The 26,113-nt window shown below is 55.8% G+C and carries 25 protein-coding genes; 16 read left to right on the top strand and 9 right to left on the bottom strand.

What is annotated here, in order from left to right:
- Positions 1-25: 25 nt before the first annotated feature.
- From PGR10_RS08860 to yfcG, 5 genes are all read right to left on the bottom strand, one after another.
- Positions 26-580 (bottom strand): DNA-binding protein, encoded by a 555-nt coding sequence (locus PGR10_RS08860; protein WP_113374318.1) that lies wholly within the window; start codon positions 578-580, stop codon positions 26-28.
- Between the two features lie 3 nt (positions 581-583).
- Entirely contained in the window at positions 584-838 is a 255-nt protein-coding gene (locus tag PGR10_RS08855) for a hypothetical protein (RefSeq protein WP_045376936.1), read from the bottom strand.
- Positions 839-1,051: 213 nt separating this feature from the next.
- On the bottom strand, positions 1,052-1,945 hold the full coding sequence (locus tag PGR10_RS08850; protein ID WP_032708789.1) for a TIGR01777 family oxidoreductase: 894 nt from the start codon (positions 1,943-1,945) through the stop codon (positions 1,052-1,054).
- A 21-nt stretch (positions 1,946-1,966) separates the two neighbouring features.
- Positions 1,967-2,329: a dihydroneopterin triphosphate 2'-epimerase gene (gene folX, locus PGR10_RS08845; protein ID WP_015365570.1), complete on the bottom strand. Its 363-nt coding sequence runs from the start codon at positions 2,327-2,329 to the stop codon at positions 1,967-1,969.
- A gap of 65 nt (positions 2,330-2,394) precedes the next feature.
- Positions 2,395-3,024, bottom strand: coding sequence for a GSH-dependent disulfide bond oxidoreductase (gene yfcG, locus PGR10_RS08840; RefSeq protein ID WP_087860104.1), 630 nt, complete (start codon positions 3,022-3,024; stop codon positions 2,395-2,397).
- A gap of 161 nt (positions 3,025-3,185) precedes the next feature.
- Between yfcG and yfcF the strand changes: the two genes are divergently transcribed.
- The 3 genes from yfcF to yfcD are packed head-to-tail and all read left to right on the top strand — an operon-like array spanning position 3,186 to position 5,053.
- A complete protein-coding gene (gene yfcF / locus PGR10_RS08835) occupies positions 3,186-3,830 on the top strand; it encodes a glutathione transferase (RefSeq protein ID WP_015365572.1) in 645 nt (214 codons plus the stop codon).
- Positions 3,831-3,887: 57 nt separating this feature from the next.
- Positions 3,888-4,439, top strand: a complete 552-nt coding sequence (gene yfcE / locus PGR10_RS08830) for a phosphodiesterase (RefSeq protein ID WP_047043293.1) — start codon at positions 3,888-3,890, stop codon at positions 4,437-4,439.
- Positions 4,440-4,495: 56 nt separating this feature from the next.
- Positions 4,496-5,053 (top strand): NUDIX hydrolase YfcD, encoded by a 558-nt coding sequence (gene yfcD / locus PGR10_RS08825; protein WP_087860105.1) that lies wholly within the window; start codon positions 4,496-4,498, stop codon positions 5,051-5,053.
- Positions 5,054-5,119: 66 nt separating this feature from the next.
- Here yfcD and pta read toward each other — a convergent pair whose 3' ends face one another.
- Together pta and ackA are read right to left on the bottom strand one after the other, a co-directional pair.
- Positions 5,120-7,267, bottom strand: a complete 2,148-nt coding sequence (gene pta / locus PGR10_RS08820; RefSeq protein ID WP_015706164.1) for a phosphate acetyltransferase — start codon at positions 7,265-7,267, stop codon at positions 5,120-5,122.
- Positions 7,268-7,385: 118 nt separating this feature from the next.
- Positions 7,386-8,588 (bottom strand): acetate kinase, encoded by a 1,203-nt coding sequence (ackA, locus tag PGR10_RS08815; RefSeq protein ID WP_045391478.1) that lies wholly within the window; start codon positions 8,586-8,588, stop codon positions 7,386-7,388.
- Positions 8,589-8,926: 338 nt separating this feature from the next.
- Between ackA and yfbV the strand changes: the two genes are divergently transcribed.
- From yfbV to PGR10_RS08795, 4 genes are all read left to right on the top strand, one after another.
- Complete coding sequence (gene yfbV / locus PGR10_RS08810) at positions 8,927-9,382, top strand: terminus macrodomain insulation protein YfbV (RefSeq protein WP_015365578.1); 456 nt, start codon at positions 8,927-8,929, stop codon at positions 9,380-9,382.
- Between the two features lie 85 nt (positions 9,383-9,467).
- Positions 9,468-9,962 (top strand): YfbU family protein, encoded by a 495-nt coding sequence (locus PGR10_RS08805; RefSeq protein ID WP_045391472.1) that lies wholly within the window; start codon positions 9,468-9,470, stop codon positions 9,960-9,962.
- An 11-nt stretch (positions 9,963-9,973) separates the two neighbouring features.
- Entirely contained in the window at positions 9,974-10,633 is a 660-nt protein-coding gene (locus PGR10_RS08800) for a sugar phosphatase (RefSeq protein ID WP_087860199.1), read from the top strand.
- Positions 10,634-10,709: 76 nt separating this feature from the next.
- Positions 10,710-12,542: an SLC13 family permease gene (locus tag PGR10_RS08795; protein ID WP_015365581.1), complete on the top strand. Its 1,833-nt coding sequence runs from the start codon at positions 10,710-10,712 to the stop codon at positions 12,540-12,542.
- A gap of 37 nt (positions 12,543-12,579) precedes the next feature.
- Here PGR10_RS08795 and yfbR read toward each other — a convergent pair whose 3' ends face one another.
- Together yfbR and alaA are read right to left on the bottom strand one after the other, a co-directional pair.
- A complete protein-coding gene (yfbR, locus tag PGR10_RS08790) occupies positions 12,580-13,179 on the bottom strand; it encodes a 5'-deoxynucleotidase (RefSeq protein ID WP_430923370.1) in 600 nt (199 codons plus the stop codon).
- 81 nt (positions 13,180-13,260) lie between these two features.
- Positions 13,261-14,478: an alanine transaminase AlaA gene (alaA, locus tag PGR10_RS08785; RefSeq protein ID WP_015365583.1), complete on the bottom strand. Its 1,218-nt coding sequence runs from the start codon at positions 14,476-14,478 to the stop codon at positions 13,261-13,263.
- A gap of 885 nt (positions 14,479-15,363) precedes the next feature.
- On the opposite strand from alaA, the gene PGR10_RS08780 reads away from it, so the two are divergent.
- From PGR10_RS08780 to nuoI, 9 genes are all read left to right on the top strand, one after another.
- Positions 15,364-16,290 (top strand): LysR family transcriptional regulator, encoded by a 927-nt coding sequence (locus tag PGR10_RS08780; RefSeq protein WP_087860107.1) that lies wholly within the window; start codon positions 15,364-15,366, stop codon positions 16,288-16,290.
- A gap of 652 nt (positions 16,291-16,942) precedes the next feature.
- Positions 16,943-17,389, top strand: a complete 447-nt coding sequence (nuoA, locus tag PGR10_RS08775; protein WP_002913181.1) for an NADH-quinone oxidoreductase subunit NuoA — start codon at positions 16,943-16,945, stop codon at positions 17,387-17,389.
- A 15-nt stretch (positions 17,390-17,404) separates the two neighbouring features.
- Positions 17,405-18,079 carry an NADH-quinone oxidoreductase subunit NuoB gene (nuoB, locus tag PGR10_RS08770; protein ID WP_002913178.1) on the top strand — a complete coding sequence of 225 codons (675 nt, stop codon included), beginning with the start codon at positions 17,405-17,407 and terminating at the stop codon, positions 18,077-18,079.
- 88 nt (positions 18,080-18,167) lie between these two features.
- On the top strand, positions 18,168-19,976 hold the full coding sequence (gene nuoC / locus PGR10_RS08765) for an NADH-quinone oxidoreductase subunit C/D (protein WP_113374322.1): 1,809 nt from the start codon (positions 18,168-18,170) through the stop codon (positions 19,974-19,976).
- 2 nt (positions 19,977-19,978) lie between these two features.
- Entirely contained in the window at positions 19,979-20,479 is a 501-nt protein-coding gene (gene nuoE / locus PGR10_RS08760) for an NADH-quinone oxidoreductase subunit NuoE (protein ID WP_015365586.1), read from the top strand.
- Complete coding sequence (nuoF, locus tag PGR10_RS08755; RefSeq protein WP_015365587.1) at positions 20,476-21,813, top strand: NADH-quinone oxidoreductase subunit NuoF; 1,338 nt, start codon at positions 20,476-20,478, stop codon at positions 21,811-21,813. The genes nuoE and nuoF overlap by 4 nt, the downstream gene beginning before the upstream one ends.
- Before the next feature lie 32 nt (positions 21,814-21,845).
- Positions 21,846-24,572 carry an NADH-quinone oxidoreductase subunit NuoG gene (gene nuoG / locus PGR10_RS08750; RefSeq protein WP_020078241.1) on the top strand — a complete coding sequence of 909 codons (2,727 nt, stop codon included), beginning with the start codon at positions 21,846-21,848 and terminating at the stop codon, positions 24,570-24,572.
- On the top strand, positions 24,569-25,546 hold the full coding sequence (nuoH, locus tag PGR10_RS08745; protein WP_015365589.1) for an NADH-quinone oxidoreductase subunit NuoH: 978 nt from the start codon (positions 24,569-24,571) through the stop codon (positions 25,544-25,546). The genes nuoG and nuoH overlap by 4 nt, the downstream gene beginning before the upstream one ends.
- Positions 25,547-25,560: 14 nt before the next feature.
- Positions 25,561-26,103: an NADH-quinone oxidoreductase subunit NuoI gene (gene nuoI, locus PGR10_RS08740; protein ID WP_015365590.1), complete on the top strand. Its 543-nt coding sequence runs from the start codon at positions 25,561-25,563 to the stop codon at positions 26,101-26,103.
- Positions 26,104-26,113: the final 10 nt, after the last annotated feature.

Genomic DNA, 26,113 nt, shown 5'->3' with positions numbered 1-26,113 from the left:
CGGGTAACATGCTCGCCCTCGCGAATCAGCCTGCGGGTGGCGTGGCGCTCAGACTTTGCAGGTAGCGCTGCACGCGGTGATTTTCCGGTGAACGGCGAAGCTGTAGCGCCAGGTTGAGGCTATCCAGCAGTTGGGCGTTAGCCACCATCGGCGAATCGGCGGCGATGCGCTTTTCCGCGACTAACCATTCAACGACCGATTTCCAGCGCCAGAGAGGGGAATTGCCCTTCACGCGCTGTACGGGGCCGGGAAAGCGCCCGCTGCCGCGAGCGCCCTCTTTTAATAGAGCGATCGCCTGGCGGGAGACGCCGATAAGTTCGGCGATATCGCTCAGCCCGACCAGTGTCGAATCGATGGACTCCACGCGGATACTTGGCAGCGCGGCGGTTTCTACATCGCGGATGGCGGATAGCGCCGCCTGCTCCAGCGATTGGCCCTCGCGATCGAACTCAAGGTAGACCGCGGTACCGTAAAAGCAGACCAGCGCGTCGCTACAGCCTGCGGCAAAGAGCGCATCTTCCAGTCCTGGCGTTTGACTGGTGACGCCGGACAGCGTCAGCGTAAAATTAAATATCGGCATCGTTTAGCGTTCCTTATGCATGATGCGCGCGGTAGCCGGGATGGGACACCGTTCGACCATTCTGATTATTTGCCGGGCGTGGTTTTCAGGGACGGCGGGCGTCGACCAAATGCTCATCATATGTTCACGGTGTTCAGCCACGCCGCAGACGAGGCGGCCAAAGCAATGAGCGCTTTTACCTGCAGGCAGCAATATCCACCCCCGCGCCAGCGCCGTGGCAATCGCCTTCCTGATATGTTTGTCCGGATGTTCCTTCATCGTCAAATCCTGCTCAGAATAAAAAGAGTGTTGACGGTTGTCAACGATTTTTGAGGGTATATTCCTCGTCAGGACGTTATGGCAGGAGAATAATTTTGCGGTTGGAATGCGCTTCACAAGAAGCGTAGCAAGGAGAGCGAGGAATTAACGATTTGCGAGGCGGCTTCCGCCCAAGGGAAGAGAACGGGGAGCCGTTGCTCCCCGTTTATCGACTTAGCTCAACACATCCTTCAGAGCCTCTTCCAGATCGTACCAGCGAAAGCTAAAGCCGGCGGCTTCCAGGCGTTTAGGCAGCGCGCGCTGGCCGCCGAGCACCAGTACTGAAGATTCTCCCATCAGCAGGCGAATGGCGGCGGCGGGAACGCGGAAAATCGCCGGGCGATTGAGCGCGTGGCCGAGCGCGTGGGCAAACTGTTCGTTACGTACGGGATAGGGTGAGACCATATTGAACGGGCCGCGCAGATCGTTATCCAGCAGCCACAAGATCCCGTTCACCATATCATCGATATGGATCCACGCCAGATACTGACGACCGTCGCCGATAGGGCCGCCCAGGCCGAGCTTAAACGCTGGCGTCATTTTAGCCAGGATCCCGCCCCGCGGCGCTAATACGACGCCGGTGCGCAACAGGCACACGCGCGTGCGATCGCTTTGCGCCTCACAGGCGATTTGCTCCCAGCGGGCGCAAAGTTTATGGGTAAATTCGTTGTGTGGCGGCTCTTCCTCGGTTACCACGACTTCACCGAGATCGCCGTAATAGCCGGTAGCGGAACCGCTAATCAGCACGGAGGGTGGTGTTTCGCTGGCTTTAAATAACGCGACCAGTTGCCGGGTGATGTCCCAGCGGCTGTGGCACAGGCGCTCTTTTTGCTCTGCCGTCCAGCGCTTATCGGCGATCGGTTCGCCGGCAAGGTTAATGACGGCGTCAAAGCCATCGAGGTTGTTTTGCCCTTCGAAACCGCGCCACAGCGTGACGCGGGGATCGAGACGGGCTTTCGCGCGTTCAGGGTTGCGGGTGGAAACCGTGAGCTGGTGCCCAAGTTCCAGCAGCCTGGTAATAAGATGCCGACCAATGAGCCCGGTACCGCCAGTGAGCAGGATTTTCATACCGCCTCCCTAACAAACGTTTTAGCGCCGCCAGCTCATGGTCATTGATACTGAGTCGGCATAGCGCAGCGCGTGAAGTTTATCGATCTCTACTTCAGCATAAGTGACCCAGTGATGTTCGCATGCGATATTGAGCACATCCTGGGTTAATTTTTCCAGCAGCGAGAAGCGGTTATTCTCGATATGGCTGATGATGCGCTTAGTAATGGTGCGATAGTTCAGGGCATCATTGATGTCTTCGCTGTCGCGAGCCTTATCGGCCGGATAGTGAATCACCACATTCACCAATACATCCTGACGGTTGGCGATCTCTTCCTCTTTGATTCCAATAAAAGTACGCAGGCGCAGGTTCTTAATACGAATAATGGCGTCTGGCTGAGACATTGCAGGCTTCCTCCGTGTAGTAATTTCCGCAATCATACATGAAAGCACGCCCTGCGAGCAGGGGATTAATAATGTTGCGTTTTGAGTAGCGCTTGTTGCGTTGCCGGGCGCTGGCGGATGCGTTCAAACCAGTTATGCACCGCCGGGAACTGGCTAAGATCGATTCGTTGGCGCTGGTGGGCATTAATCCATGGCCAGCAGGCGATATCGGCGATACTGTAGTGCTCGCCGCCCAACCATGGACTGGCTTCAAGACGCCGGTTCATTACGCCATAGAGGCGCTGGCTTTCGACCTGATAGCGTTCAATGGCGTAGGGGACAGCCTGAGGCGCGTGATGATTAAAGTGGTGGTTTTGCCCAAGCATCGGCCCCAAGCCTGCAACCTGCCAGAATAGCCATTGCAGGGTGGTATGCCGTTCGCGCAGCTCGCCGCTCAGTAATTTTCCCGATTTTTCCGCCAGATAGAGCAGGATCTCTCCGGACTCAAACAGGCTTAACGGCGCGCCGCCGTCGACCGGAACGTGGTCAACGATCGCCGGGATCTTATTATTTGGCGAGATAGCCAGAAACTGCGGGCGAAACTGTTCACCTTTGCCGATATCGACGCGTATCAGGCGATAGGCCAGCTGCGCCTCTTCCAGAAAAAGGATGATTTTGTGGCCGTTGGGGGTGGGTGCATAGTAAAGATCGATCATGAGGTCTCCCGCCATCGAAGGTCGCAAACGTTTCGAGTATAGGCGACCTGCGCCATCGCGGGGCAAAGATTATATTGCGAAATCCTCATGCGGCTGCCAGTGACATCTTATAGCAGACCAGCTATGTTGATTTATCTCCCCCTGGCTTCATTGAGGATGTCATGAATCAGCCTGTTATTACCCTGTGGTCCGATGCCGATTTTTTCTCCCCCTATGTGATGTCCGTGTATGTGGCGCTGCAGGAAAAAAGCCTGCCGTTCACCCTTAAAACCGTCAATCTCGACAGCGGCGAGCATCTGCAGCCGGGCTGGAAGGGCTACTCCGCGACACGGCGCGTGCCGCTGCTGGAAGTGGATAATTTTTCGCTAAGCGAATCCTCGGCCATTACCGAATACCTTGACGAACGCTTTGCGCCGCCGGAGTGGGAGCGCTTGTATCCGCACGACCTGCAAAAACGCGCGCGGGCGCGGCAGGTGCAGGCCTGGCTGCGAAGCGATCTGATGCCCATACGCGAAGAACGTTCTACCGACGTGGTGTTTGGCGGCGCGAAGAAGCCCGCGCTTAGCGCGGCGGGGCAAACCAGCGCGGCTAAACTCTTTGCGACCGCCGGCGCGCTTTTGGCGCATGGCGGGCAGAATCTGTTTGGCGAATGGTGTATTGCCGATGCCGATCTTGCGCTGATGCTAAACCGTCTGGTGCTGAACGGCGACGAGGTGCCGGAAGCGCTGGCGGACTACGCGACCTTCCAGTGGCAACGGGCATCTGTTCAGCGTTATGCCGCACTGTCGGCTAAACGTAGCGGCTGATAAGCGCAGGCAGTTCCGTTATCATAGACAGACCGTATTGTCTGGTAAGGGGTTGATATGAAACTGATGTTCGCATCCGATATTCACGGCTCGCTGCCTGCGACCGAACGCGTTCTGGAACGCTTCGCGCAGAGCGGGGCGCAGTGGCTGGTTATCCTCGGCGATGTGCTTAATCACGGGCCGCGCAACGCGCTGCCGGAAGGGTATGCGCCGGCGCAGGTCGCCGAGCGGCTGAACAGCGTCGCGCAGCGGATTATCGCCGTCCGCGGTAACTGTGATAGCGAAGTCGATCAAATGCTGCTGCATTTCCCCATTACCGCCCCCTGGCAGCAGGTGCTTAGCGAACGCTACCGCCTGTTTCTGACCCACGGTCATCTCTATAGTCCGGATAATTTGCCGCCGCTCGCCGCTGGCGATGTACTGGCTTATGGTCATACTCATATTCCGGTTGCCGAGAAACGCGGCGATATTTTCCTCTTCAATCCTGGTTCTGTGAGCATCCCGAAAGGCGGCTTTGCCGCCAGCTACGGCATGCTGGAAGATGATCGGCTGCAGGTTTTCGCACTCAAAGATAATCAGGTTATTGCAGAGGCCGCGATTTACCCGTAATTTACCCCTCAATCGTAAAGACGCGCCGCGAGAGCGCTTAAAAGTAAGGTTTCCTGATGGCGGAACAGAAGCATTTGGCAAGCACAGAATGGGTCGATATTGTTAATGAAAACAATGAGGTGATAGCACAGTCCAGCCGCGAGCAAATGCGCGCGCAGTGTCTGCGTCACCGCGCGACCTATATTGTGGTTCATGATGGGATGGGCAAAATTCTGGTGCAGCGCCGTACCGAGAGCAAAGATTTCATGCCGGGTATGCTGGATGCGACCGCCGGCGGCGTGGTGCAGGCGGATGAACAGCTGCTGGACTCGGCGCGCCGCGAAGCGGAAGAAGAGCTGGGGATTGCGGGCGTGCCTTTTGCCGATCATGGCCAATTCTATTACGAAGATAAACACTGCCGCGTCTGGGGCAGCCTGTTTAGCTGTGTTTCTCATGGCCCGTTCGCCCTGCAGGAAGAAGAGGTTAGCGAAGTATGCTGGCTGACGCCGGAAGAGATCACCGCGCGCTGCGATGAGTTCACCGCCGATTCGCTGAAAGCGCTGGCGCTGTGGATGACCCGTAATGCGGGCAATACCGGCCACGAACGCGACGAGCCGGAAGAAGACGAAGCGTAATTTCCTTTACGCGTTAGCGTCAAAAAAAGGCAGCCATTTGGCTGCCTTTCTTGTCTCAGCGGAAGATTAGTTCTGCTGCTGAGAAGACTGAATCGCCGTCAGTGCGATGGTGTAGACGATATCGTCTACCAGCGCGCCGCGGGACAGGTCGTTTACCGGCTTACGCATACCCTGCAGCATCGGCCCGATGGAGATCAGGTCAGCGGAACGCTGTACGGCTTTGTAAGTGGTGTTACCTGTGTTCAGATCCGGGAAGATGAACACGGTTGCGCGGCCAGCTACCGGAGAGTTCGGCGCTTTGGACTTCGCTACGTCGGCCATTACCGCGGCATCATACTGCAGCGGACCGTCGATCATCAGGTCAGGACGTTTTTCCTGCGCCAGACGAGTCGCTTCGCGTACTTTTTCTACATCGCTACCTGCGCCGGAGGTGCCGGTGGAGTAGGAGAGCATCGCTACGCGCGGTTCGATACCGAAGGCAATCGCGGAATCAGCGGACTGAATTGCGATTTCCGCCAGCTGTTCAGCAGTCGGATCCGGGTTGATCGCGCAGTCGCCGTAAACGTAAACCTGTTCCGGCAGCAGCATGAAGAATACGGAAGAGACCAGCGAGCTGCCCGGCGCCGTTTTGATAAGCTGCAGCGGCGGACGGATGGTATTGGCGGTGGTGTGAACCGCGCCGGATACCAGGCCGTCGACTTCGTCTTGTTCCAGCATCAGGGTGCCGAGAACCACGTTATCTTCCAGCTGTTCGCGCGCAACCGCTTCGGTCATGCCTTTGTTCTTACGCAGTTCGACCAGACGCGCCACGTAGCTTTCGCGAACCACTTCCGGATCGACGATTTCAATACCAGCGCCCAGCTCTACGCCCTGAGAGGCCGCAACGCGGTTGATCTCATCCGGGTTGCCCAGCAGCACGCAGGTGGCAATACCGCGCTCAGCACAGATGGCCGCCGCTTTAACGGTACGCGGTTCGTCGCCTTCCGGCAGAACGACGCGTTTGCCCGCTTTACGCGCCAGCTCGGTCAGCTGGTAGCGGAAGGCTGGCGGAGACAGACGACGGCTGCGCTCGGAGGTCGCGGTCAGCGATTCGATCCAGTCGGCGTTGATATAGTTGGCAACGTATTCCTGTACTTTCTCGATGCGCTCGTGATCGTCAACCGGTACTTCCAGGTTGAAGCTCTGCAGGCTCAGAGAGGTCTGCCAGGTGTTGGTGTTAACCATGAATACCGGCAGGCCGGTGGCGAAAGCACGTTCGCACAGCTTGCTGATGCGCGCGTCCATTTCATAGCCGCCGGTCAGCAGGATAGCGCCGATTTCTACGCCGTTCATCGCCGCCAGGCAGGCAGCGACCAGTACGTCTGGACGGTCTGCGGAAGTCACCAGCAGAGAACCCGGACGGAAGTGTTCCAGCATGTGCGGAATGCTGCGCGCGCAGAAGGTTACAGACTTCACGCGGCGAGTATTGATGTCGCCTTCGTTGATCACGGTCGCATTCAGGTGATGCGCCATGTCGATAGCGCGCGTGGCGATCAGGTCGAAGCTCCATGGCACCGCGCCCAGCACCGGCAGCGGGCTGCCATTCTGCAGTTGAGCCGGGTCGATCTTCACGACTTTCGCTTTAGACGAGTCGTCGAAGATTTCGGACAGGTCAGGGCGTGTACGGCCTTGTTCATCAACCGGAGCATTCAGTTTGTTAACGATAACGCCAGTGATGCTGGTGTTTTTCGCGCCGCCGAAGCTGTTGCGAGTCAGTTCGATACGCTCGTTCAGCTGTTCCGGGGTATCGGTGCCCTGAGACATCACGAAGACGATTTCCGCGTTAAGCGTTTTTGCGATTTCGTAGTTCAGAGACTGAGCGAACTGGTGTTTACGGGTCGGGACCAGGCCTTCAACCAGCACCACTTCAGCATCCTGAGTGTTGGCATGGTAGTTGGCGATGATCTCTTCCATCAGCACGTCTTTCTGGTTGCTGGACAGCAGCGACTCAACGTGGCTCATGTTCATCGGCTCAGCGGCAGTCGTCGTTGAAGAGCTGGCGCGAACGATGGTGGTAGTCTGGTCCGGAGTATCGCCACCGGAACGCGGCTGGGCGATAGGTTTAAAGACGCTCAGGCGAACGCCTTTGCGTTCCATAGCGCGGATAACACCGAGGCTGACGCTGGTCAGGCCTACGCTGGTTCCGGTAGGGATCAGCATGATAGTACGGGACACGATATATCCTCTTTCGTTACCGCCAGTTTTAGGCGGGATACAAAACAGCACCGCCAGCTTACCGTCATGCTTCAAGTGGCAACTCGAAGACGTCAGGGTTATCGCTGGCGGTGTGGAATTAAGCGGTCAGACGGTGTGCGTCTTGAGCGATCACCAGCTCTTCGTTGGTCGGGATAACCACGGCAGGGCGGGTGCCTTCTTTGTTGATGAAGCCAGACTTGCCGAAACGGGCAGCCAGGTTACGCTCGTGATCAACTTCGAAGCCCAGAACGCCCAGTTTACCCAGGGACAGTTCACGAACCATCGCGGCGTTTTCACCGATACCACCGGTGAAGATAACCGCGTCCAGACGACCGTCCATCAGCGCAGTGTAAGAACCGATGTACTTCGCCAGGCGGTGACAGTAAACGTCCATTGCGCGCTTAGCGTCAGCTTTATCCGCGTAGTTGTCTTCAACGTAGCGGCAGTCGCTGGTGACTTCGGTCAGACCCAGCAGGCCGGACTCTTTGGTCAGCATTTTGTTGATAGCATCTACGCTCATACCCAGCGCGTCGTGCAGGTGGAAAATGATTGCCGGGTCGATATCGCCAGAGCGAGTACCCATCACCAGACCTTCCAGCGGGGTCAGACCCATGGAGGTATCAACGCATTTACCGTTACGGATAGCGGAAACGGAACCGCCGTTGCCGAGGTGGCAGGTGATGATGTTCAGTTCTTCAACCGGCTTGTTCAGAACCTTAGCGGCTTCCTGAGTCACATAGTAGTGGCTGGTGCCGTGCGCGCCGTAACGACGTACGCCGTGCTCTTTGTACAGGCTGTACGGCAGGGCATACAGGTAGGACTCTTCCGGCATGGTCTGATGGAACGCGGTGTCGAACACGGCAACGTTCTTGTCTTTCAGGTGCGGGAAGGATTTCAGCGCTTCAGCGATACCGATCAGGTGCGCCGGGTTGTGCAGCGGTGCGAAGGAAGCGGAGTCTTTGATGCCCTGAATAACGGAATCGTCGATGACAACGGAACTGGTGTATTTTTCACCGCCGTGAACGATACGATGGCCAATTGCGGTCAGCTGTGCTGACAGTTCTGGTTTTTGTGCCAGAATAGTGTTAACGATAAAGTTCAGCGCTTCACTGTGAGCGGCGCCTGCGCCTAACTCAGCTTCGTGTTTGCCGCCGTCCATTTTCCATTTGATACGGGCTTCAGGAAGATGGAAACATTCGGCTAAACCGGAGAGATATTCGTCACCGTTAACGGCATCCAGGATAGCAAATTTCAGGGAAGAGCTACCGCAGTTCAGAACCAGTACTAACTTACTCGACATGGAAGTACCTTTTATGATACGTGGCTAAAAAAACATCAGTGTGTCACAAAGCGTAGCGCAGGATGACATCGACATTTATGATTAACATCATGCCTTGTTCTGTTTTCTGGCACGATGAGGGAAGTACATATGATTTTATGTCATTTTGCATAATTTTCCGCCAGCAGCAGAATATGCGATAATTTGACTAACCTGGTAAAAGGGTCTAACCGCCCTCTCAGGTGGGCACAGGATACCTGATTGCCGCACCCATTGCCAAAATCTTTTGAACGTTGTCATGCACAGTTGGTGTTTTGCACGAAAATTTTAAGTTTTATATGTAAAGTTGAGGTATAGCCATGTCGACCCCTGAGAATCGCCCCGTTAGCTTTTTTAGCTTGTTTCGTCGCGGGCAGCACTATGCGAAGACCTGGCCCCTCGATAAACGGCTGGCGCCGGTGTTTATCGAAAACCGCATTATTCGCGCCACTCGCTACGCGATTCGCATCATGCCGCCGGTTGCGGTCTTCACCTTATGCTGGCAGATAGCGCTCGGCGGGCAGCTCGGCCCGGCCGTCGCCACCGCGCTATTTGCCTTAAGCCTGCCGATGCAGGGGCTGTGGTGGTTGGGCAAGCGTTCCGTGACGCCATTACCGCCATCAATATTGAACTGGTTTTATGAAGTGCGCGGCAAATTACAAGAGGCCGGGCAGGCGTTAGCGCCGGTTGACGGCAAGCCGGATTACCAGGCGCTGGCTGACACGCTTAAGCGCGCCTTCAAACAACTGGATAAAACTTTCCTTGATGATTTGTAATTCCATACGGAAAACGCATATAAAAGAAGGCGCATGATTTATGCGCCTTCTTTATTTCACGCCGTAAGTGCTACAGGAGTCAAAAATGGAAATGACCAATGCGCAGCGTCTGATTTTGTCCAATCAGTACAAGATGATGACTATGCTCGACCCGGACAACGCCGAACGTTACCGCCGTCTACAGACCATCATCGAGCGTGGATATGGGCTGCAAATGCGCGAGCTGGACCGCGAATTTGGCCAACTGACGGAAGAAACCTGCCGGACTATTATCGATATCATGGAGATGTACCACGCGCTGCACGTCTCGTGGACCAACCTGAAGGATGCCTCCGCTATTGATGAACGCCGGGTCACCTTCCTTGGCTTTGATGTCGCCACAGAAGCCCGCTATCTCGGCTACGTGCGCTTTATGGTCAATGTAGAAGGGCGCTATAGCCACTTCGACGCAGGAACTCACGGCTTTAACTCGCAGACGCCGATGTGGGAAAAATACCAGCGTATGCTGGCCGCCTGGCACTCCTGTCCGCGCCAGTATCACTTGAGTAGTAACGAAATTAACCAAATTATTAATGCCTGATGGAGGTGCCCGTGCAGTGTAAAGGTTTCCTGTTCGATCTCGACGGGACGCTGGTGGATTCTTTGCCGGTAGTCGAGCGTTCATGGTGTAAATGGGGCGATCGTTTCGGCATTCCGCACGATGAGATTCTCGGTTTCATTCACGGTAAACAGGCCATCACTTCGATTCGTCATTTTATGCCGGGGCGCAGCGAAGAGGATATTCAGGCCGAGTTCCGCTTTCTTGAGCAGATTGAAGCCACTGATATCGAAGGCATTGTCGCACTGCCGGGCGCGTTAAGCTTGCTGAATACGCTTAATGAAGCGGGGATCCCGTGGGCTATCGTGACTTCGGGCTCCATTCCGGTCGCTCACGCCCGCCACCGCGCGGCAGGTCTGCCGATGCCGAAAGTGTTTGTCACCGCCGAGCAGGTGAAGAAGGGGAAACCGGCGCCGGATGCCTATCTGCTTGGCGCTGAACTGCTGGGGATACCGGCGCAACAGTGCGCGGTGGTTGAAGATGCGCCGGCGGGGCTGCTTTCCGGGCTGGCTGCCGGATGCCGCACCATCGCCGTCAACGTTCCGGCGGATGCGCCGCGTCTTGATGAAGCCGATCTGGTGCTGACAACCCTCGAGAGCTTGCGCATTGAGCGGCAGGCGGACGGCAATGTTCAGGTGAATCTTAAAGCATAATCTCATGATTTAGCCCCGCGTCGCCGGGGCTTTTTTATGCCACAATTCCGGCTCCCTCTTCAGACAAGGATAAGTTGTGAACGGTGAATTGATTTGGGTGTTATCGCTACTGGCCATCGCGGTTGTCTTGTTTGCAACCGGCAAGGTGCGCATGGATGCCATCGCGCTGATGATCATTGTTGCGTTTGTGCTTAGCGGTACGTTAACCCTCAGCGAGGCCTTCTCCGGCTTTAGCGATCCGAACGTTATTCTTATTGCTGCGCTATTTATCATTGGCGATGGCCTGGTGCGCACCGGCGTGGCGACTAAAATGGGCTCCTGGCTGGTCAAGGTTGCCGGCAATAGCGAAACCAAAATGCTGGTCTATCTGATGCTCACCGTTGCCGGGCTGGGCGCGTTTATGAGCTCAACCGGTGTCGTGGCGATATTTATTCCGGTGGTGCTCAGCGTCTCGTTGCGCATGAATACCTCGCCATCGCGGCTGATGATGCCGCTAAGCTTCGCCGGGCTGATTAGCGGCATGATGACCCTGGTGGCGACGCCGCCGAACCTGGTGGTCAACAGTGAACTGCTGCGCGAAGGGTTGCATGGATTCAGCTTCTTCAGCGTGACCCCGATTGGCCTGGTGGTGCTGGTGTTGGGTATCGTCTATATGCTGGTGATGCGCTTTATGCTGAAGAGCGAAGATGACAGCGCCGCTCGCGATGTGCGCAAGAAAAGCACCTTTCGTGATTTAATCAAAGAGTACCGCCTTACCGGCAGGGCGCGCCGGTTGGCGATTCGTCCGGGCTCGCCGATGATCGGCCAGCGGCTTGATGATTTAAAGCTGCGTGAACGCTACTGCGCCAACGTTATCGGCGTCGAACGCTGGCGGCGTTTTCGCCGGGTGATTGTCAACGTTAACGGGGTATCGGAGTTTCGCGCCCGTGACGTGTTGCTGATCGATATGTCAGCCTCCGACGTCGATTTGCGACAGTTCTGTGGCGAGCAGATGCTCGAACCGATGGTGCTGCGCGGCGAATACTTTGCCGATCAGGCGCTTGACGTCGGCATGGCTGAAGTCTCGTTAATCCCTGATTCAGAGCTTATCGGTAAAACGGTGCGCGAGATGGCCTTTCGTACCCGTTTTGGTCTGAATATCGTTGGTTTGAAGCGCGATGGTAAAGCGCTCGACGGGGCGGTAGTCGATGAACCTCTCCAGTTAGGCGATATTATGCTGGTGGTCGGCAACTGGCGGCAGATAGCCATGCTGGCGAAACGTGGCCGCGATTTTGTGGTGCTGAATATGCCGGTAGAGGTCAACGATGCTTCGCCAGCGCACAGTCAGGCGCCGCACGCCATATTCTGCCTGGTGTTGATGGTAGCGCTGATGCTTACCGATGAAATCCCCAACCCCATTGCCGCAATCATCGCCTGCCTGTTGATGGGCAAGTTTCGCTGCATCAACGCCGAGAGCGCCTACAAGGCGATTCACTGGCCGAGCATCATTTTGATCGTGGGGATGATGCCGTTTGCCCTGGCATTGCAGAAAACCGGCGGCGTGGATTTGGTGGTGCAGGGGTTAATGGACGTCGCCGGGAGTAAAGGCCCCTATTTGATGCTGGGTTGTCTGTTTGTGATGTGCGCGGCGATTGGTCTGTTTATCTCTAACACCGCGACGGCGGTGCTGATGGCGCCGATTGCTCTGGCGGCGGCGAAATCGATGGGGGTATCGCCGTATCCCTTCGCCATGGTGGTGGCGATGGCGGCTTCGGCGGCCTTCATGACCCCGGTCTCTTCACCGGTTAACACGCTGGTGCTCGGACCCGGTAAATATTCGTTCAGTGATTTTGTCAAAATCGGTGTGCCCTTCACCGTACTGGTGATGGTGGTCTGCGTGCTGCTGATCCCGGTACTCTTTCCGTTTTAATTCATTCAGGCCGGGCAGGGGATGCCCGGCCCGTATATTAAAGCGGTGAATCCTGGCTGATTTCATCAAGCGACAGCTGGAAGCTCGGGACAAACACCTGCATAAAGTAATCCATCTCCGGGCTGCGGCGCGACTCCAGCGTTTTTTCCAGCCGACCTTTAGCCAGCAGGAATTCGTTATTGCCGGCGGAAAGCTCTTCAAGACATTTCAGATAGGCGCACAGGGCGTCGGCCTGCTTCACAATCGACTGTTCTTCTTCACTGTAATGGTGCTCATCAATCAGGGGCTCAAAGATATCGCGCAGCTCATCGGGAACCATATCGACCAGTTTTTGCTGAGCGATTTTCTCAATCGCCTTATATTCCTGGGCAATCTGCGAATTGAAGTATTTCACCGGCGTGGGCAGATCGCCGGTGAGTACCTCGGAGGCATCGTGATACATCGCCAGCAGGGCAATACGTTCGGCGCTGACCTGGCCGCCAAACTTGCGGTTCTTAATCGCCGCCAGCGCGTGGGCGACCATCGCCACCTGCAAACTGTGCTCGGAGACGTTCTCGGTACGCACGTTGCGCATCAATGGCCAGCGGTTAATTAGTTTCAGGCGGGAGAGGTGGGCAAAGAAATGACTCTGACTCATAGGAACCCTTAAGCGGTGACAACATCAGGTTCCATTGTGCGCAGGGATCGCCGCCGGATGCAAATACCGGCGGCGGCGCGATTAAAGCTGATGATAGCCGGAGAGGAAACGGCCAAAGCGGGAAATTGCCATTTCCAGGTCATCTTCACGCGGCAGGGTGACGATACGCACGTGATCCGGCCACGGCCAGTTAAAGGCGGTACCCTGAACCAGCAGCACTTTCTCCTGTAGCAGGAAATCGAGCACCATTTTCTGGTCATCGTGGATATTAAAGCGTTTAGCATCGATTTTCGGGAACATATACAGCGCGCCTTTCGGCTTGACGCAGGAGACGCCCGGGATCTCGTTGATTAACTCCCAGGCGCGGTTGCGCTGCTCATACAAACGCCCGCCCGGAATGATAAATTCGCTAATGCTCTGGTAGCCGCCCAGCGCGGTTTGGATAGCGTGTTGCGCCGGGACATTCGCGCACAGACGCATTGAGGCCAGCATTTCCAGCCCTTCGATATAGCCTTTGGCGTGCTTTTTCGGCCCGTTCAGCACCATCCAGCCCTGGCGGAAACCGGCGACGCGATAGGTCTTCGACAGTCCGTTGAAGGTGACGGTCAGCATATCCGGCGCCAGCGCGGCGATAGAGTGGTGTTCGGCGTCGTCATACAGGATCTTGTCGTAGATTTCGTCGGCGAAAATAATCAGGTTGTGCTGACGGGCGATCTCGACTATCTCCTGCAGCAGCTCTTTGGAATAAACGGCGCCCGTTGGGTTATTCGGATTAATGATGACGATCCCGCGGGTGCGTGGCGTAATTTTGGCGCGGATATCGTCGAGGTCCGGGAACCAGTCTGAAGATTCGTCGCACAGATAGTGCACCGCTTTGCCGCTGGAAAGCGAGACAGCCGCGGTCCACAGCGGGTAGTCCGGGGCCGGAACGAGCATTTCGTCGCCGCTGTTGAGCAGCGCCTGCATGGCCTGGACGATTAGCTCTGAAACGCCGTTACCGATATAGATATCTTCCACGGTAACATCGCGCATTCCGCGCGCCTGGTAGTGCTGCATAATTGCTTTACGGGCGGAATAGAGACCTTTTGAGTCGCTGTAGCCCTGGGCGGTCGGCAGATTGCGGATAACGTCGACGAGGATTTCGTCAGGCGCATCAAAGCCGAACGGCGCCGGGTTGCCGATATTCAGCTTGAGTACCTTGTTGCCTTCTTCTTCAAGGCGTTTTGCTTCTTTTAGAACCGGACCGCGGATGTCGTAACAGACATTCTCTAACTTGCTGGATTTTTCGATAGGGGACATGAACCTTTGACCTTTTAGCTGTTATCGCCACTCCCTGCCGTGGAAGTCAGCACGGAACAATGTACTCCGCATCCCCGCTGTTTTGAAGGGTTAACAGGAGAAGATTTTGCGAATAGTATTTTTTTAGAGTAATGAATTTATCTGTGTAATGGCGTTATTCTTTATATAATGTGCCTGATATGGGTTTTTGAATGGTTTTATGTTGCGCATATTGCGCAATTGTATGGATGTTTATCTGGTTTGTTGCTGAAGGAAAAAGCGGCTTGCCTGAATTTTAACCGCTAAAAGACACTATGCTAATAAGAAAGAGGGCGACGACAACTGTAGCAACTATGTTAATTTTTTTTAATAAAACATGCCAGTTAATGAATCAGGTATATTTGATCGCATCGATTATTTCGGCTTTTGTTAATTTAATTATAGTGCTGCAAAAATGTTTAAAATTACCTTAGATAATACTGATTAGCGCTTATAAATATTGTGGTTTTCGGTTAGGATATGACGGTTAATATCGACGTATAAACCTCTGTTTAACGGCGTGATTTTATTAATATATTGTTATTGCAGACTTTTTTGTTTGTGTTCCAGCAAACGTTGTTATCTGTGTCGGGCTTCCGGTCGTAACGACATTTGTTATTGCAGACTTTGTTTGAGATTCATCACATAACGTAAGTCTCAGTAATTAAAAATGCGTAGAGCTACGAACAAAATATTACTCAAATTTTTCGCACATTTGTCGCGAACGAGTGCTTTCACATGCAATGACGTTCTTCCAGTTGTCATCCGCGGCAATTGTCCGCTCGGCACGAGGCTCATGGAATAGCCGGAAACCTGGATACAGCATCAACAAGGCAGGCCAGCATTAGCGCCTGTAAGTGAAGAAATATGATAAATGCAAATCGTCCGATACTAAATCTCGATCTCGATCTGCTGCGGACCTTCGTCGCCGTCGCCGATCTGAGTACCTTTGCGGCGGCCGCTGCCGCGGTATGTCGTACCCAGTCCGCCGTCAGCCAGCAGATGCAGCGACTGGAGCAACTGGTTGGCAAAGAGCTTTTCGCTCGTCATGGGCGTAATAAATTACTGACCGAGCAGGGGATCCAACTGCTCAGCTACGCGCGCAAAATACTGCGTTTTAATGATGAAGCCTGCATGTCGCTGATGTTTGGCAGTTTGCAGGGGACGTTGACTATCGGCGCCTCCGATGAAACGGCGGATACCATCCTGCCTTATCTGCTCAATCGAATCGGCAGCTTCTATCCCAAACTGACGCTGGAAATTAAGGTCCTGAATTACGCCGATATCGTTGCGAAGTTGGGCAGCGGCGAGATTGACCTGGCGTTAACCACTCATCAAACCGGCGAATTTGATGTCCTGACGCTGCGTACCTCGCCGACGCTGTGGTATTGCGCCGCGGATTACGTACTGGCGCACGGTGAATCTGTTCCGCTGGTGCTGCTCGAAGAGTCCGGGCCGTTTCGCGAAGATATCATCTCGGCGCTGAATGCCGCGCAGGTCCCCTGGCATCTGGCGCATGCCGCCAGTTCTCTGGCCGGGGTGAAGGCGGCGGTGAAAGCGGGGCTTGGCGTCACCGCGCGTCCGGTAGAAATGATGAGTCCGGAACTGCGCGTGCCGGGTAAAAGCGATGGTTTGCCAAGCCTACCGGATACCCACTATGTGCTGAGCTGCAATCCACAGCGGGAAAACGAGCTGGCGCAGGCGATTTTTCAGTCCCTGAGCCAGGACCATAATCCGTGGAACACGGAAACGCTGTATACCCCGGAAGGGGGAGACGGATCTCTGGTTTCATAAAGCGAAATTATCATATATCGATCACAATAATCCGGTAACAAAATGTAAGTGTAAAAAAGAGCCGCCGATCGACAAAATGAGGTCAGTGGCTCTTTTTTTTTATATTTTACAAGGATTTTAAGCAGTTTAATAATTTATTGATATATGAATCAATGAGTTGGATTGAAAGCGACCATTGTTTCCCTGTTTTTAGCTGCAGTTTCAATACTTCCTGCTAATGTTAAAAAACCGGACGGATTGTTGCCGTTTTCCAGATGTAATTAACAAAAGCGTGTCACAGATCAAGAAAATACCCCTACTTGGGGGGAGGAATCGCGGCCAAATCCTGTCAAAATAGATTGGCGAAACTGATTTACGTCTAAAACGGACACGATTCAACAACACTAAATCCGAATGATATGCAAGGTTATTACGCAACAAAGGGCATTTAATGTTAATGAAAAGATTCCAATGTAAATTAATGTAGTTAAAACTTTTGTTAAAGTTGACAAAAGGTTAAAGAAAGGGGTAAAAAGCCACGGCATTTGGGCTTCCTCATCAACCAGGGACGCTTTTTTGCAAGGTCATTTTTTTATTCCTCCCGTGAAACGCTGTGGCGTTCATCTGCCATCAAGAGCAGAGGGTTTTGGCGCTACACTTTTTTGGTTAAGCAATGCGTATGTCAACATCCACTGAAGTCATCGCTCATCATTGGGCATTCGCTATATTTCTCATCATCGCTATCGGTCTGTGCTGCCTGATGCTCGTCGGCGGCTGGTACCTTGGCGGTCGCGCGCGCGCGCGTAGCAAAAACACGCCGTTTGAATCGGGGATCGACTCCGTTGGTTCGGCCCGCTTACGTCTTTCTGCGAAGTTTTATCTGGTCGCCATGTTCTTCGTTATCTTCGACGTGGAAGCCCTGTATCTCTACGCATGGTCAACATCCATTCGCGAAAGCGGCTGGGTTGGCTTTGTGGAAGCCGCAATTTTCATTTTAGTGCTACTGGCTGGTCTGGTTTACCTCGTTCGCATCGGCGCACTGGACTGGACGCCTGCGCGTTCTCGTCGCACGCTGGTTAACCCGGAAACAGACAGTCCCACTAACCGTCATATGCAGTAAAAGCGAGGCAATAAGATGGATTATACGCTCACCCGCATAGATCCTAACGGTGAGAACGACCGTTACCCCCTGCAAAAACAGGAGATCGTAACTGACCCCCTGGAGCAAGAAGTCAATAAAAGCGTGTATATGGGGAAACTCGAACACGCGCTGCATGACATGGTGAACTGGGGCCGTAAGAACTCGATTTGGCCGTACAACTTCGGCCTGTCTTGCTGCTATGTAGAAATGGTGACGTCATTCACTGCGGTGCATGACGTTGCGCGTTTTGGCGCGGAAGTACTGCGTGCCTCTCCGCGTCAGGCCGACCTGATGGTGGTCGCCGGTACCTGCTTCACCAAAATGGCCCCGGTTATTCAGCGCCTGTACGATCAGATGCTGGAGCCGAAGTGGGTTATCTCTATGGGCGCATGCGCTAACTCCGGCGGGATGTACGATATCTACTCCGTCGTCCAGGGCGTGGACAAGTTTATTCCGGTTGATGTTTACATCCCGGGCTGTCCGCCGCGTCCGGAAGCTTATATGCAGGCGCTGATGCTGCTGCAGGAATCCATTGGTAAAGAGCGCCGTCCTCTCTCTTGGGTGGTTGGCGATCAGGGCGTCTATCGCGCCAACATGCAATCCGAGCGCGAGCGTAAACGCGGCGAACGAATTGCGGTGACCAATCTGCGGACTCCGGACGAGATTTAACTTGCGCCTGCGGGCGGGAACCAGACTTCGCAAATCAATCTACAAAAGCAGCGAAGCCTCGCCCGGCAGTCACCACGGACCTTTTGCAATGGTGAACAATATGACTGATTTAACCGCGCATGACGCCGCACCAGCCTGGCAAACCCGCGATCACCTTGATGACCCGGTGATCGGCGAACTGCGCAACCGTTTTGGGCCGGATGCCTTTACCGTTCAGCCTACCCGTACCGGCGTTCCGGTGGTATGGGTGAAGCGCGAACAGCTGCTCGAGGTGGGTGATTTCCTGAAGAGATTGCCTAAACCTTACGTGATGCTGTTTGACCTGCACGGCATGGACGAACGTTTACGTACACACCGCGACGGCTTGCCAGCCGCGGATTTTTCCGTTTTCTACCACCTGATCTCAGTAGACCGCAACCGCGATATCATGCTCAAGGTGGCGTTGTCTGAAAACGATCTGCATCTACCGACCTTCACCAAACTGTTCCCTAACGCCAACTGGTATGAGCGTGAAACCTGGGAAATGTTTGGCGTGGCCTTCGACGGTCACCCGAATCTGCGCCGCATCATGATGCCGCCGACCTGGGAAGGCCACCCGCTGCGTAAAGACTATCCGGCGCGCGCCACCGAATTCGATCCGTTTGAGCTGACCAAGGCCAAGCAGGATCTGGAAATGGAAGCGTTAACCTTCAAGCCGGAAGAGTGGGGGATGAAGCGCGGTACCGAAAACGAGGACTTTATGTTCCTCAACCTCGGCCCGAACCACCCGTCCGCTCACGGCGCATTCCGTATTATTCTGCAGTTGGATGGCGAAGAGATTGTCGACTGCGTGCCGGACATCGGCTACCACCACCGCGGCGCGGAGAAGATGGGTGAACGCCAGTCCTGGCACAGCTACATCCCGTACACCGACCGTATCGAATACCTCGGCGGCTGCGTCAACGAGATGCCGTACGTGCTGGCGGTGGAAAAACTGGCCGGGATCACCGTGCCGGATCGCGTGAACGTGATCCGCGTGATGCTGTCCGAACTGTTCCGCATTAACAGCCACCTGCTGTATATCTCGACCTTTATTCAGGACGTCGGCGCGATGACCCCGGTCTTCTTCGCCTTTACCGACCGTCAGAAAATCTACGATCTGGTCGAAGCGATCACCGGTTTCCGTATGCACCCGGCGTGGTTCCGCATCGGCGGCGTCGCCCACGACCTGCCGCGCGGCTGGGATCGCCTGCTGCGTGAATTCCTTGAGTGGATGCCTAAGCGCCTGGATTCCTATGAGAAAGCCGCGCTGCGCAACACTATTCTGATTGGCCGCTCCAAAGGCGTTGCCGCCTACACCGCGAAAGAAGCGCTGGAGTGGGGTACCACCGGCGCAGGCCTGCGCGCGACCGGTATCGGCTTCGACGTGCGTAAATGGCGTCCTTATTCTGGCTACGAAAACTTCGACTTTGAAATACCGACCGGCGGCGGCGTTTCCGACTGCTACACCCGCGTGATGCTAAAAGTGGAAGAGCTGCGCCAGAGCCTGCGCATTCTCCAGCAGTGCCTCGATAATATGCCGGAAGGCCCGTTCAAAGCGGATCACCCGCTGACCACGCCGCCGCCGAAAGAGCGCACGCTGCAGCACATTGAGACCCTGATTACGCACTTCCTGCAGGTTTCCTGGGGCCCGGTGATGCCGGCCAACGAATCCTTCCAGATGGTTGAAGCGACGAAGGGGATTAACAGTTACTACCTGACCAGCGACGGCAGCACCATGAGCTACCGTACCCGTATTCGTACCCCGAGCTATGCGCACCTGCAGCAGATCCCGGCGGCGATCCGCGGCAGCCTGGTATCCGACCTTATCGTCTATCTGGGTAGTATTGATTTTGTTATGTCAGACGTGGACCGCTAATTATGCACGAGAATCAACAACCACAAACCGAGGCTTTTGAGCTGAGTGCGGCAGAGCGTGAGGCTATTGAGCACGAAAAGCACCACTACGAAGACCCGCGTGCGGCGTCCATCGAAGCGCTGAAAATTGTTCAAAAACAGCGCGGCTGGGTGCCGGATGGCGCGATCTACGCGATCGCCGATGTGCTGGGGATCCCGGCAAGCGACGTCGAAGGCGTGGCGACATTCTACAGCCAGATCTTCCGCCAGCCGGTTGGCCGTCACGTGATCCGCTACTGCGACAGCGTGGTGTGCCATATCACCGGCTTCCAGGGGATCCAGTCCGCTATCGAGAAAAAGCTGGACATCAAACCGGGTCAAACCACCTTTGATGGCCGCTTCACGCTGCTGCCGACCTGTTGCCTTGGCAACTGCGACAAGGGGCCGACCATGATGATTGATGACGACACGCACAGTTATCTGACGCCGGAAGCGATTCCTGACCTCCTGGAGCGGTATAAATGAAAACCATTATTCGTACTGCCGAAACGCATCCATTAACCTGGCGTCTGCGCGATGACAAGCAGCCGGTGTGGCTGGACGAGTATCGCAGTAAAAACGGTTATGAAGGGGCGCGCAAGGCCTTAAGCGGTATGGCGCCGGATGAAATCGTCAATGCGGTAAAAGACGCCGGCCTGAAAGGGCGCGGCGGCGCGGGCTTTTCCACCGGTCTGAAGTGGAGCCTGATGCCGAAAGACGAGTCCATGAACATCCGTTACCTGCTGTGTAACGCCGATGAAATGGAACCGGGTACCTATAAAGACCGTCTGCTGATGGAACAGCTGCCGCACCTGCTGGTGGAAGGCATGCTGATCTCCGCCTTTGCGCTGAAGGCCTATCGCGGTTACATCTTCCTGCGCGGCGAATATATCGAAGCGGCGCAGCATCTGCGTCGTGCGATCGCCGAAGCCACTGAAGCAGGCCTGTTGGGGAAAAATATCCTCGGTACCGGTTTTGACTTCGAGCTGTTCGTGCATACCGGGGCAGGGCGCTATATTTGCGGTGAAGAGACGGCGCTTATCAACTCCCTGGAAGGCCGCCGCGCGAACCCGCGCTCCAAGCCGCCGTTCCCGGCGAGCTCGGGCGTATGGGGCAAACCGACCTGCGTCAACAACGTTGAAACCCTGTGCAACGTGCCTGCCATTCTCGCCAACGGCGTGGAGTGGTATCAGAATATTTCAACCAGCAAAGATGCCGGCACCAAGCTGATGGGCTTCTCCGGGCGCGTGAAGAATCCGGGCGTCTGGGAACTGCCTTTCGGCACCACCGCGCGCGAGATCCTCGAAGATTACGCCGGCGGCATGCGTGATGGCCTGAAGTTTAAAGCCTGGCAGCCGGGCGGCGCCGGTACCGACTTCCTGACCGAAGCGCACCTCGATTTGCCGATGGAGTTTGAAAGCATTGGTAAAGCCGGTAGTCGTCTGGGCACCGCGCTGGCGATGGCCGTCGACCACGAGATCGGCATGGTTCCGCTGGTGCGCAACCTCGAAGAATTTTTTGCCCGCGAATCCTGCGGCTGGTGTACGCCTTGTCGCGACGGCCTGCCGTGGAGCGTGAAGATCCTGCGCGCCCTGGAGCGCGGCGAAGGCCAGCCTGGCGACATCGAAACCCTTGAGCAACTGTGTCGATTCCTCGGGCCGGGTAAAACCTTCTGCGCGCACGCGCCGGGCGCGGTTGAACCGCTGCAGAGCGCTATCAAATATTTCCGCGAAGAATTCGAGGCTGGCATTAAGCAGCAGTTCAGCAATACCCATGCAATTAACGGTATTCAGCCGAACCTGCTTAAGACGCGCTGGTAATCTAAAGGTTTTTTATTTTTGGAAGCACGCAAATGGCTACGATTCATGTAGACGGCAAAGAATACGAGGTCAACGGAGCGGACAACCTGCTAGAGGCTTGTCTCTCTCTTGGTCTTGATATTCCATACTTTTGCTGGCACCCGGCGCTAGGGAGCGTCGGTGCTTGCCGCCAGTGTGCGGTGAAGCAATATCAGAACGCGGAAGACACGCGTGGTCGCCTGGTGATGTCCTGTATGACTCCGGCATCTGACGGCACCTTTATTTCTATTGACGACGGCGAAGCGAAGCAGTTCCGCGAAAGCGTGGTGGAGTGGCTGATGACCAACCACCCGCACGACTGCCCGGTGTGCGAAGAGGGCGGCAACTGCCACCTGCAGGATATGACGGTCATGACCGGTCATAGCTTCCGCCGCTATCGTTTCACCAAGCGTACCCACCGCAACCAGGATCTGGGGCCATTTATTTCTCACGAAATGAACCGCTGCATCGCCTGCTACCGCTGCGTTCGCTACTATAAAGATTATGCCGATGGCACCGATCTGGGCGTTTATGGCGCTCATGACAACGTCTACTTTGGCCGCCCGGAAGATGGCACGCTGGAAAGCGAGTTCTCCGGTAACCTGGTTGAAGTTTGCCCGACCGGCGTCTTCACCGATAAAACGCACTCTGAGCGTTACAACCGTAAGTGGGACATGCAGTTTGCGCCGAGCATCTGCCAGCAGTGTTCCATTGGCTGTAACATCAGCCCTGGCGAACGCTATGGCGAGCTGCGTCGTATCGAAAACCGCTATAACGGTACCGTTAACCGCTACTTCCTCTGCGACCGCGGTCGTTTCGGCTATGGCTACGTAAATCTCAAAGATCGTCCGCGTCAGCCGGTTCAGCGCCGTGGCGACGATCTGATCGCGCTCAACGCCGAACAGGCGATGCAGGGGGCGGCGGATATCCTGCGCCAGTCGAAGAAAGTCATTGGTATCGGTTCTCCGCGCGCCAGCATTGAAAGCAACTTCGCGCTGCGTGAGCTGGTCGGTAGCGAAAACTTCTATACCGGCATCGCTAAAGGCGAACAAGCGCGCCTGCAGATGATGCTCAAAGTGCTGCGTGAAGGCGGGATCCATACCCCGACGCTGCGCGATATCGAATCCTACGATGCAGTACTGGTGCTGGGCGAAGATATTACCCAGACCGGCGCGCGCGTTGCCCTGGCGGTACGCCAGGCGGTGAAAGGGAAAGCTCGCGAAATGGCGGCGGCGCAGAAAGTGGCCGACTGGCAGATTGCGGCAATTCTCAACATCGGACAGCGCGCGAAGCATCCGTTATTTGTCACTAATATCGACGACACTCGCCTGGATGACATCGCGGCGTGGACCTATCGCGCGCCGGTGGAAGATCAGGCGCGTCTGGGCTTTGCTATCGCCCATGCGCTGGACAACAGCGCGCCGGCGGTTGATGGCCTGAGCCATGACCTGCAGGGTAAAGTTGATGTGATCGTTCAGGCGCTGGCCGGGGCGAAAAAACCGCTGATTATCTCCGGCACTAACGCCGGTAGCATGGAAATCATTCAGGCTGCCGCCAACGTGGCGAAAGCGTTGAAAGGCCGCGGCGCCGATGTTGGCGTGACCATGGTCGCCCGCGCGGTGAACAGTGTTGGCCTGGGCATGATCGGCGGCGGCTCACTTGAAGAGGCGCTGGACGAACTGGAAAGCGGTGCCGCAGATGCGGTTATCGTGCTGGAAAACGACCTGCACCGTCATGCTTCCGCCGCGCGCGTCGACGCTGCGCTGGCGAAAGCGCCGCTGGTGATGGTGGTTGATCATCAGCGCACCGCGATTATGGACAATGCTCACCTGGTGCTCTCCGCGGCAAGCTTTGCTGAAAGCGACGGTACCGTGGTGAACAACGAAGGCCGCGCCCAGCGTTTCTTCCAGGTTTACGATCCGGCTTACTACGACGCGAAAACCGTGATGCTGGAAAGCTGGCGCTGGCTGCATTCGCTGCACAGCACCGTCAACAACCGTCAGGTTGACTGGACGCAGCTGGACCACGTCATCGATGCGGCGATTGCGGCGCTGCCGCAGCTGGCGGGCATTAAAGATGCCGCGCCGGATGCGACCTTCCGCATTCGCGGTCAGAAGCTGGCGCGTGAACCGCACCGCTACAGCGGCCGCACGGCGATGCGCGCCAACATCAGCGTGCACGAACCGCGCCAACCGCAGGATAAAGACACCATGTTCGCCTTCTCGATGGAAGGGAACAACCAGCCGTCCGCGCCGCGTTCGCAAATTCCGTTTGCGTGGGCGCCGGGCTGGAACTCCCCGCAGGCATGGAACAAATTCCAGGATGAAGTGGGCGGTAAACTGCGCCACGGCGATCCGGGCGTGCGTCTGATTGAAGCTTCCGCCAGCGGGCTGGAGTACTTCACGGCGGTTCCGGCCAGCTTCCACGCGGAAGAGGGCAAATGGCGTATCGCGCCTTACTACCACCTGTTTGGCAGCGATGAGCTGTCGCAGCGTTCTCCGGTGTTCCAGAGCCGGATGCCTGAGCCGTACATCAAGCTGAACCCGGCGGATGCCGCAAAGCTTGGCGTCAATGCCGGGGCGATGGTTTCCTTCAGCGTTGAAGGCCAGACGCTGAGTCTGCCGCTGGTTATTTCTGAAGGGCTGGCCGCGGGACAGGTTGGCTTACCGATGGGCATGCCGGGCATCGCGCCGGTACTGGCCGGGGCGCGTATTGATTCACTGCAGGAGGCGCAAGCATGAGTTGGTTAACGCCGGATCTTATCGACATTTTGTTAAGCATCCTGAAGGCCGTGGTCATTCTGCTGGTGGTCGTCACCTGCGGCGCGTTCATGAGCTTCGGCGAGCGTCGTCTGCTCGGCCTGTTCCAGAACCGCTACGGACCTAACCGCGTGGGCTGGGGCGGTTCGCTGCAGCTGGTCGCCGACATGATCAAGATGTTCTTCAAAGAGGACTGGATCCCGCGCTTCTCCGATCGCGTGATCTTTACTCTGGCGCCGGTTATCGCCTTTACTTCGCTGCTGCTGGCTTTTGCTATCGTGCCGGTTAGCCCGTCGTGGGTGGTCGCCGACCTGAACATCGGTATTCTGTTCTTCCTGATGATGGCAGGCCTGGCGGTTTACGCGGTCCTGTTCGCCGGTTGGTCGAGCAACAACAAATACTCGCTGCTGGGGGCGATGCGTGCTTCCGCACAAACGTTGAGCTACGAAGTGTTCCTCGGTCTCTCCCTGATGGGCGTGGTGGCGCAGGCGGGGTCATTCAACATGACCGATATCGTCAACAACCAGGCGCATCTGTGGAACGTCATCCCGCAGTTCTTCGGCTTCGTGACTTTCGCCATCGCCGGCGTGGCGGTGTGTCACCGTCACCCGTTCGACCAGCCGGAAGCGGAGCAGGAACTGGCCGATGGTTACCACATTGAATATTCCGGTATGAAATTCGGTCTGTTCTTCGTCGGTGAATACATCGGTATCGTCACCGTCTCAGCGCTGATCGTGACGCTGTTCTTCGGCGGCTGGAATGGCCCGTGGTTACCGCCTTTCATCTGGTTCGCGCTGAAAACCGCGTTCTTCATGATGATGTTCATTTTGATCCGCGCATCATTACCGCGTCCGCGTTATGACCAGGTAATGTCCTTTGGCTGGAAGGTATGCCTGCCGTTAACGCTGGTCAACTTGTTGGTAACGGCGGCTGTCATTCTCTGGCAGGCGCAATAAGGGGTGAATTGAACATGACCTTAAAAGAATTATTGGTAGGGTTCGGCACCCAGGTCCGCAGTATTTGCATGATCGGGATGCACGCCTTCGCCAAACGTGAAACTCAGATGTACCCGGAAGAGCCGGTATATCTGCCGCCGCGCTATCGTGGCCGTATCGTGCTGACGCGCGATCCGGACGGTGAAGAGCGCTGCGTTGCCTGTAACCTGTGTGCGGTAGCCTGCCCGGTTGGCTGTATCTCTCTGCAGAAAGCAGAGACCAAAGACGGCCGCTGGTACCCGGAGTTCTTCCGCATCAACTTCTCACGCTGCATTTTCTGCGGCCTGTGCGAAGAAGCGTGCCCGACCACGGCGATTCAGTTGACCCCGGACTTCGAACTGGGCGAATACAAACGTCAGGATCTGGTGTACGAAAAAGAGGATCTGCTGATTTCCGGTCCGGGCAAATACCCGGAATATAACTTCTACCGGATGGCGGGTATGGCAATCGACGGCAAAGATAAGGGCGAAGCGGAAAACGAAGCTAAGCCAATCGACGTCAAGAGCCTGTTACCGTAAGGAGAGGGGC

Origin of the sequence: Klebsiella sp. 141198 (assembly GCF_050600785.1) — a bacterium.
Classification (GTDB): Bacteria; Pseudomonadota; Gammaproteobacteria; order Enterobacterales; family Enterobacteriaceae; genus Klebsiella; species Klebsiella aerogenes.
This window is presented reverse-complemented; position numbering and strand designations above follow the sequence as displayed.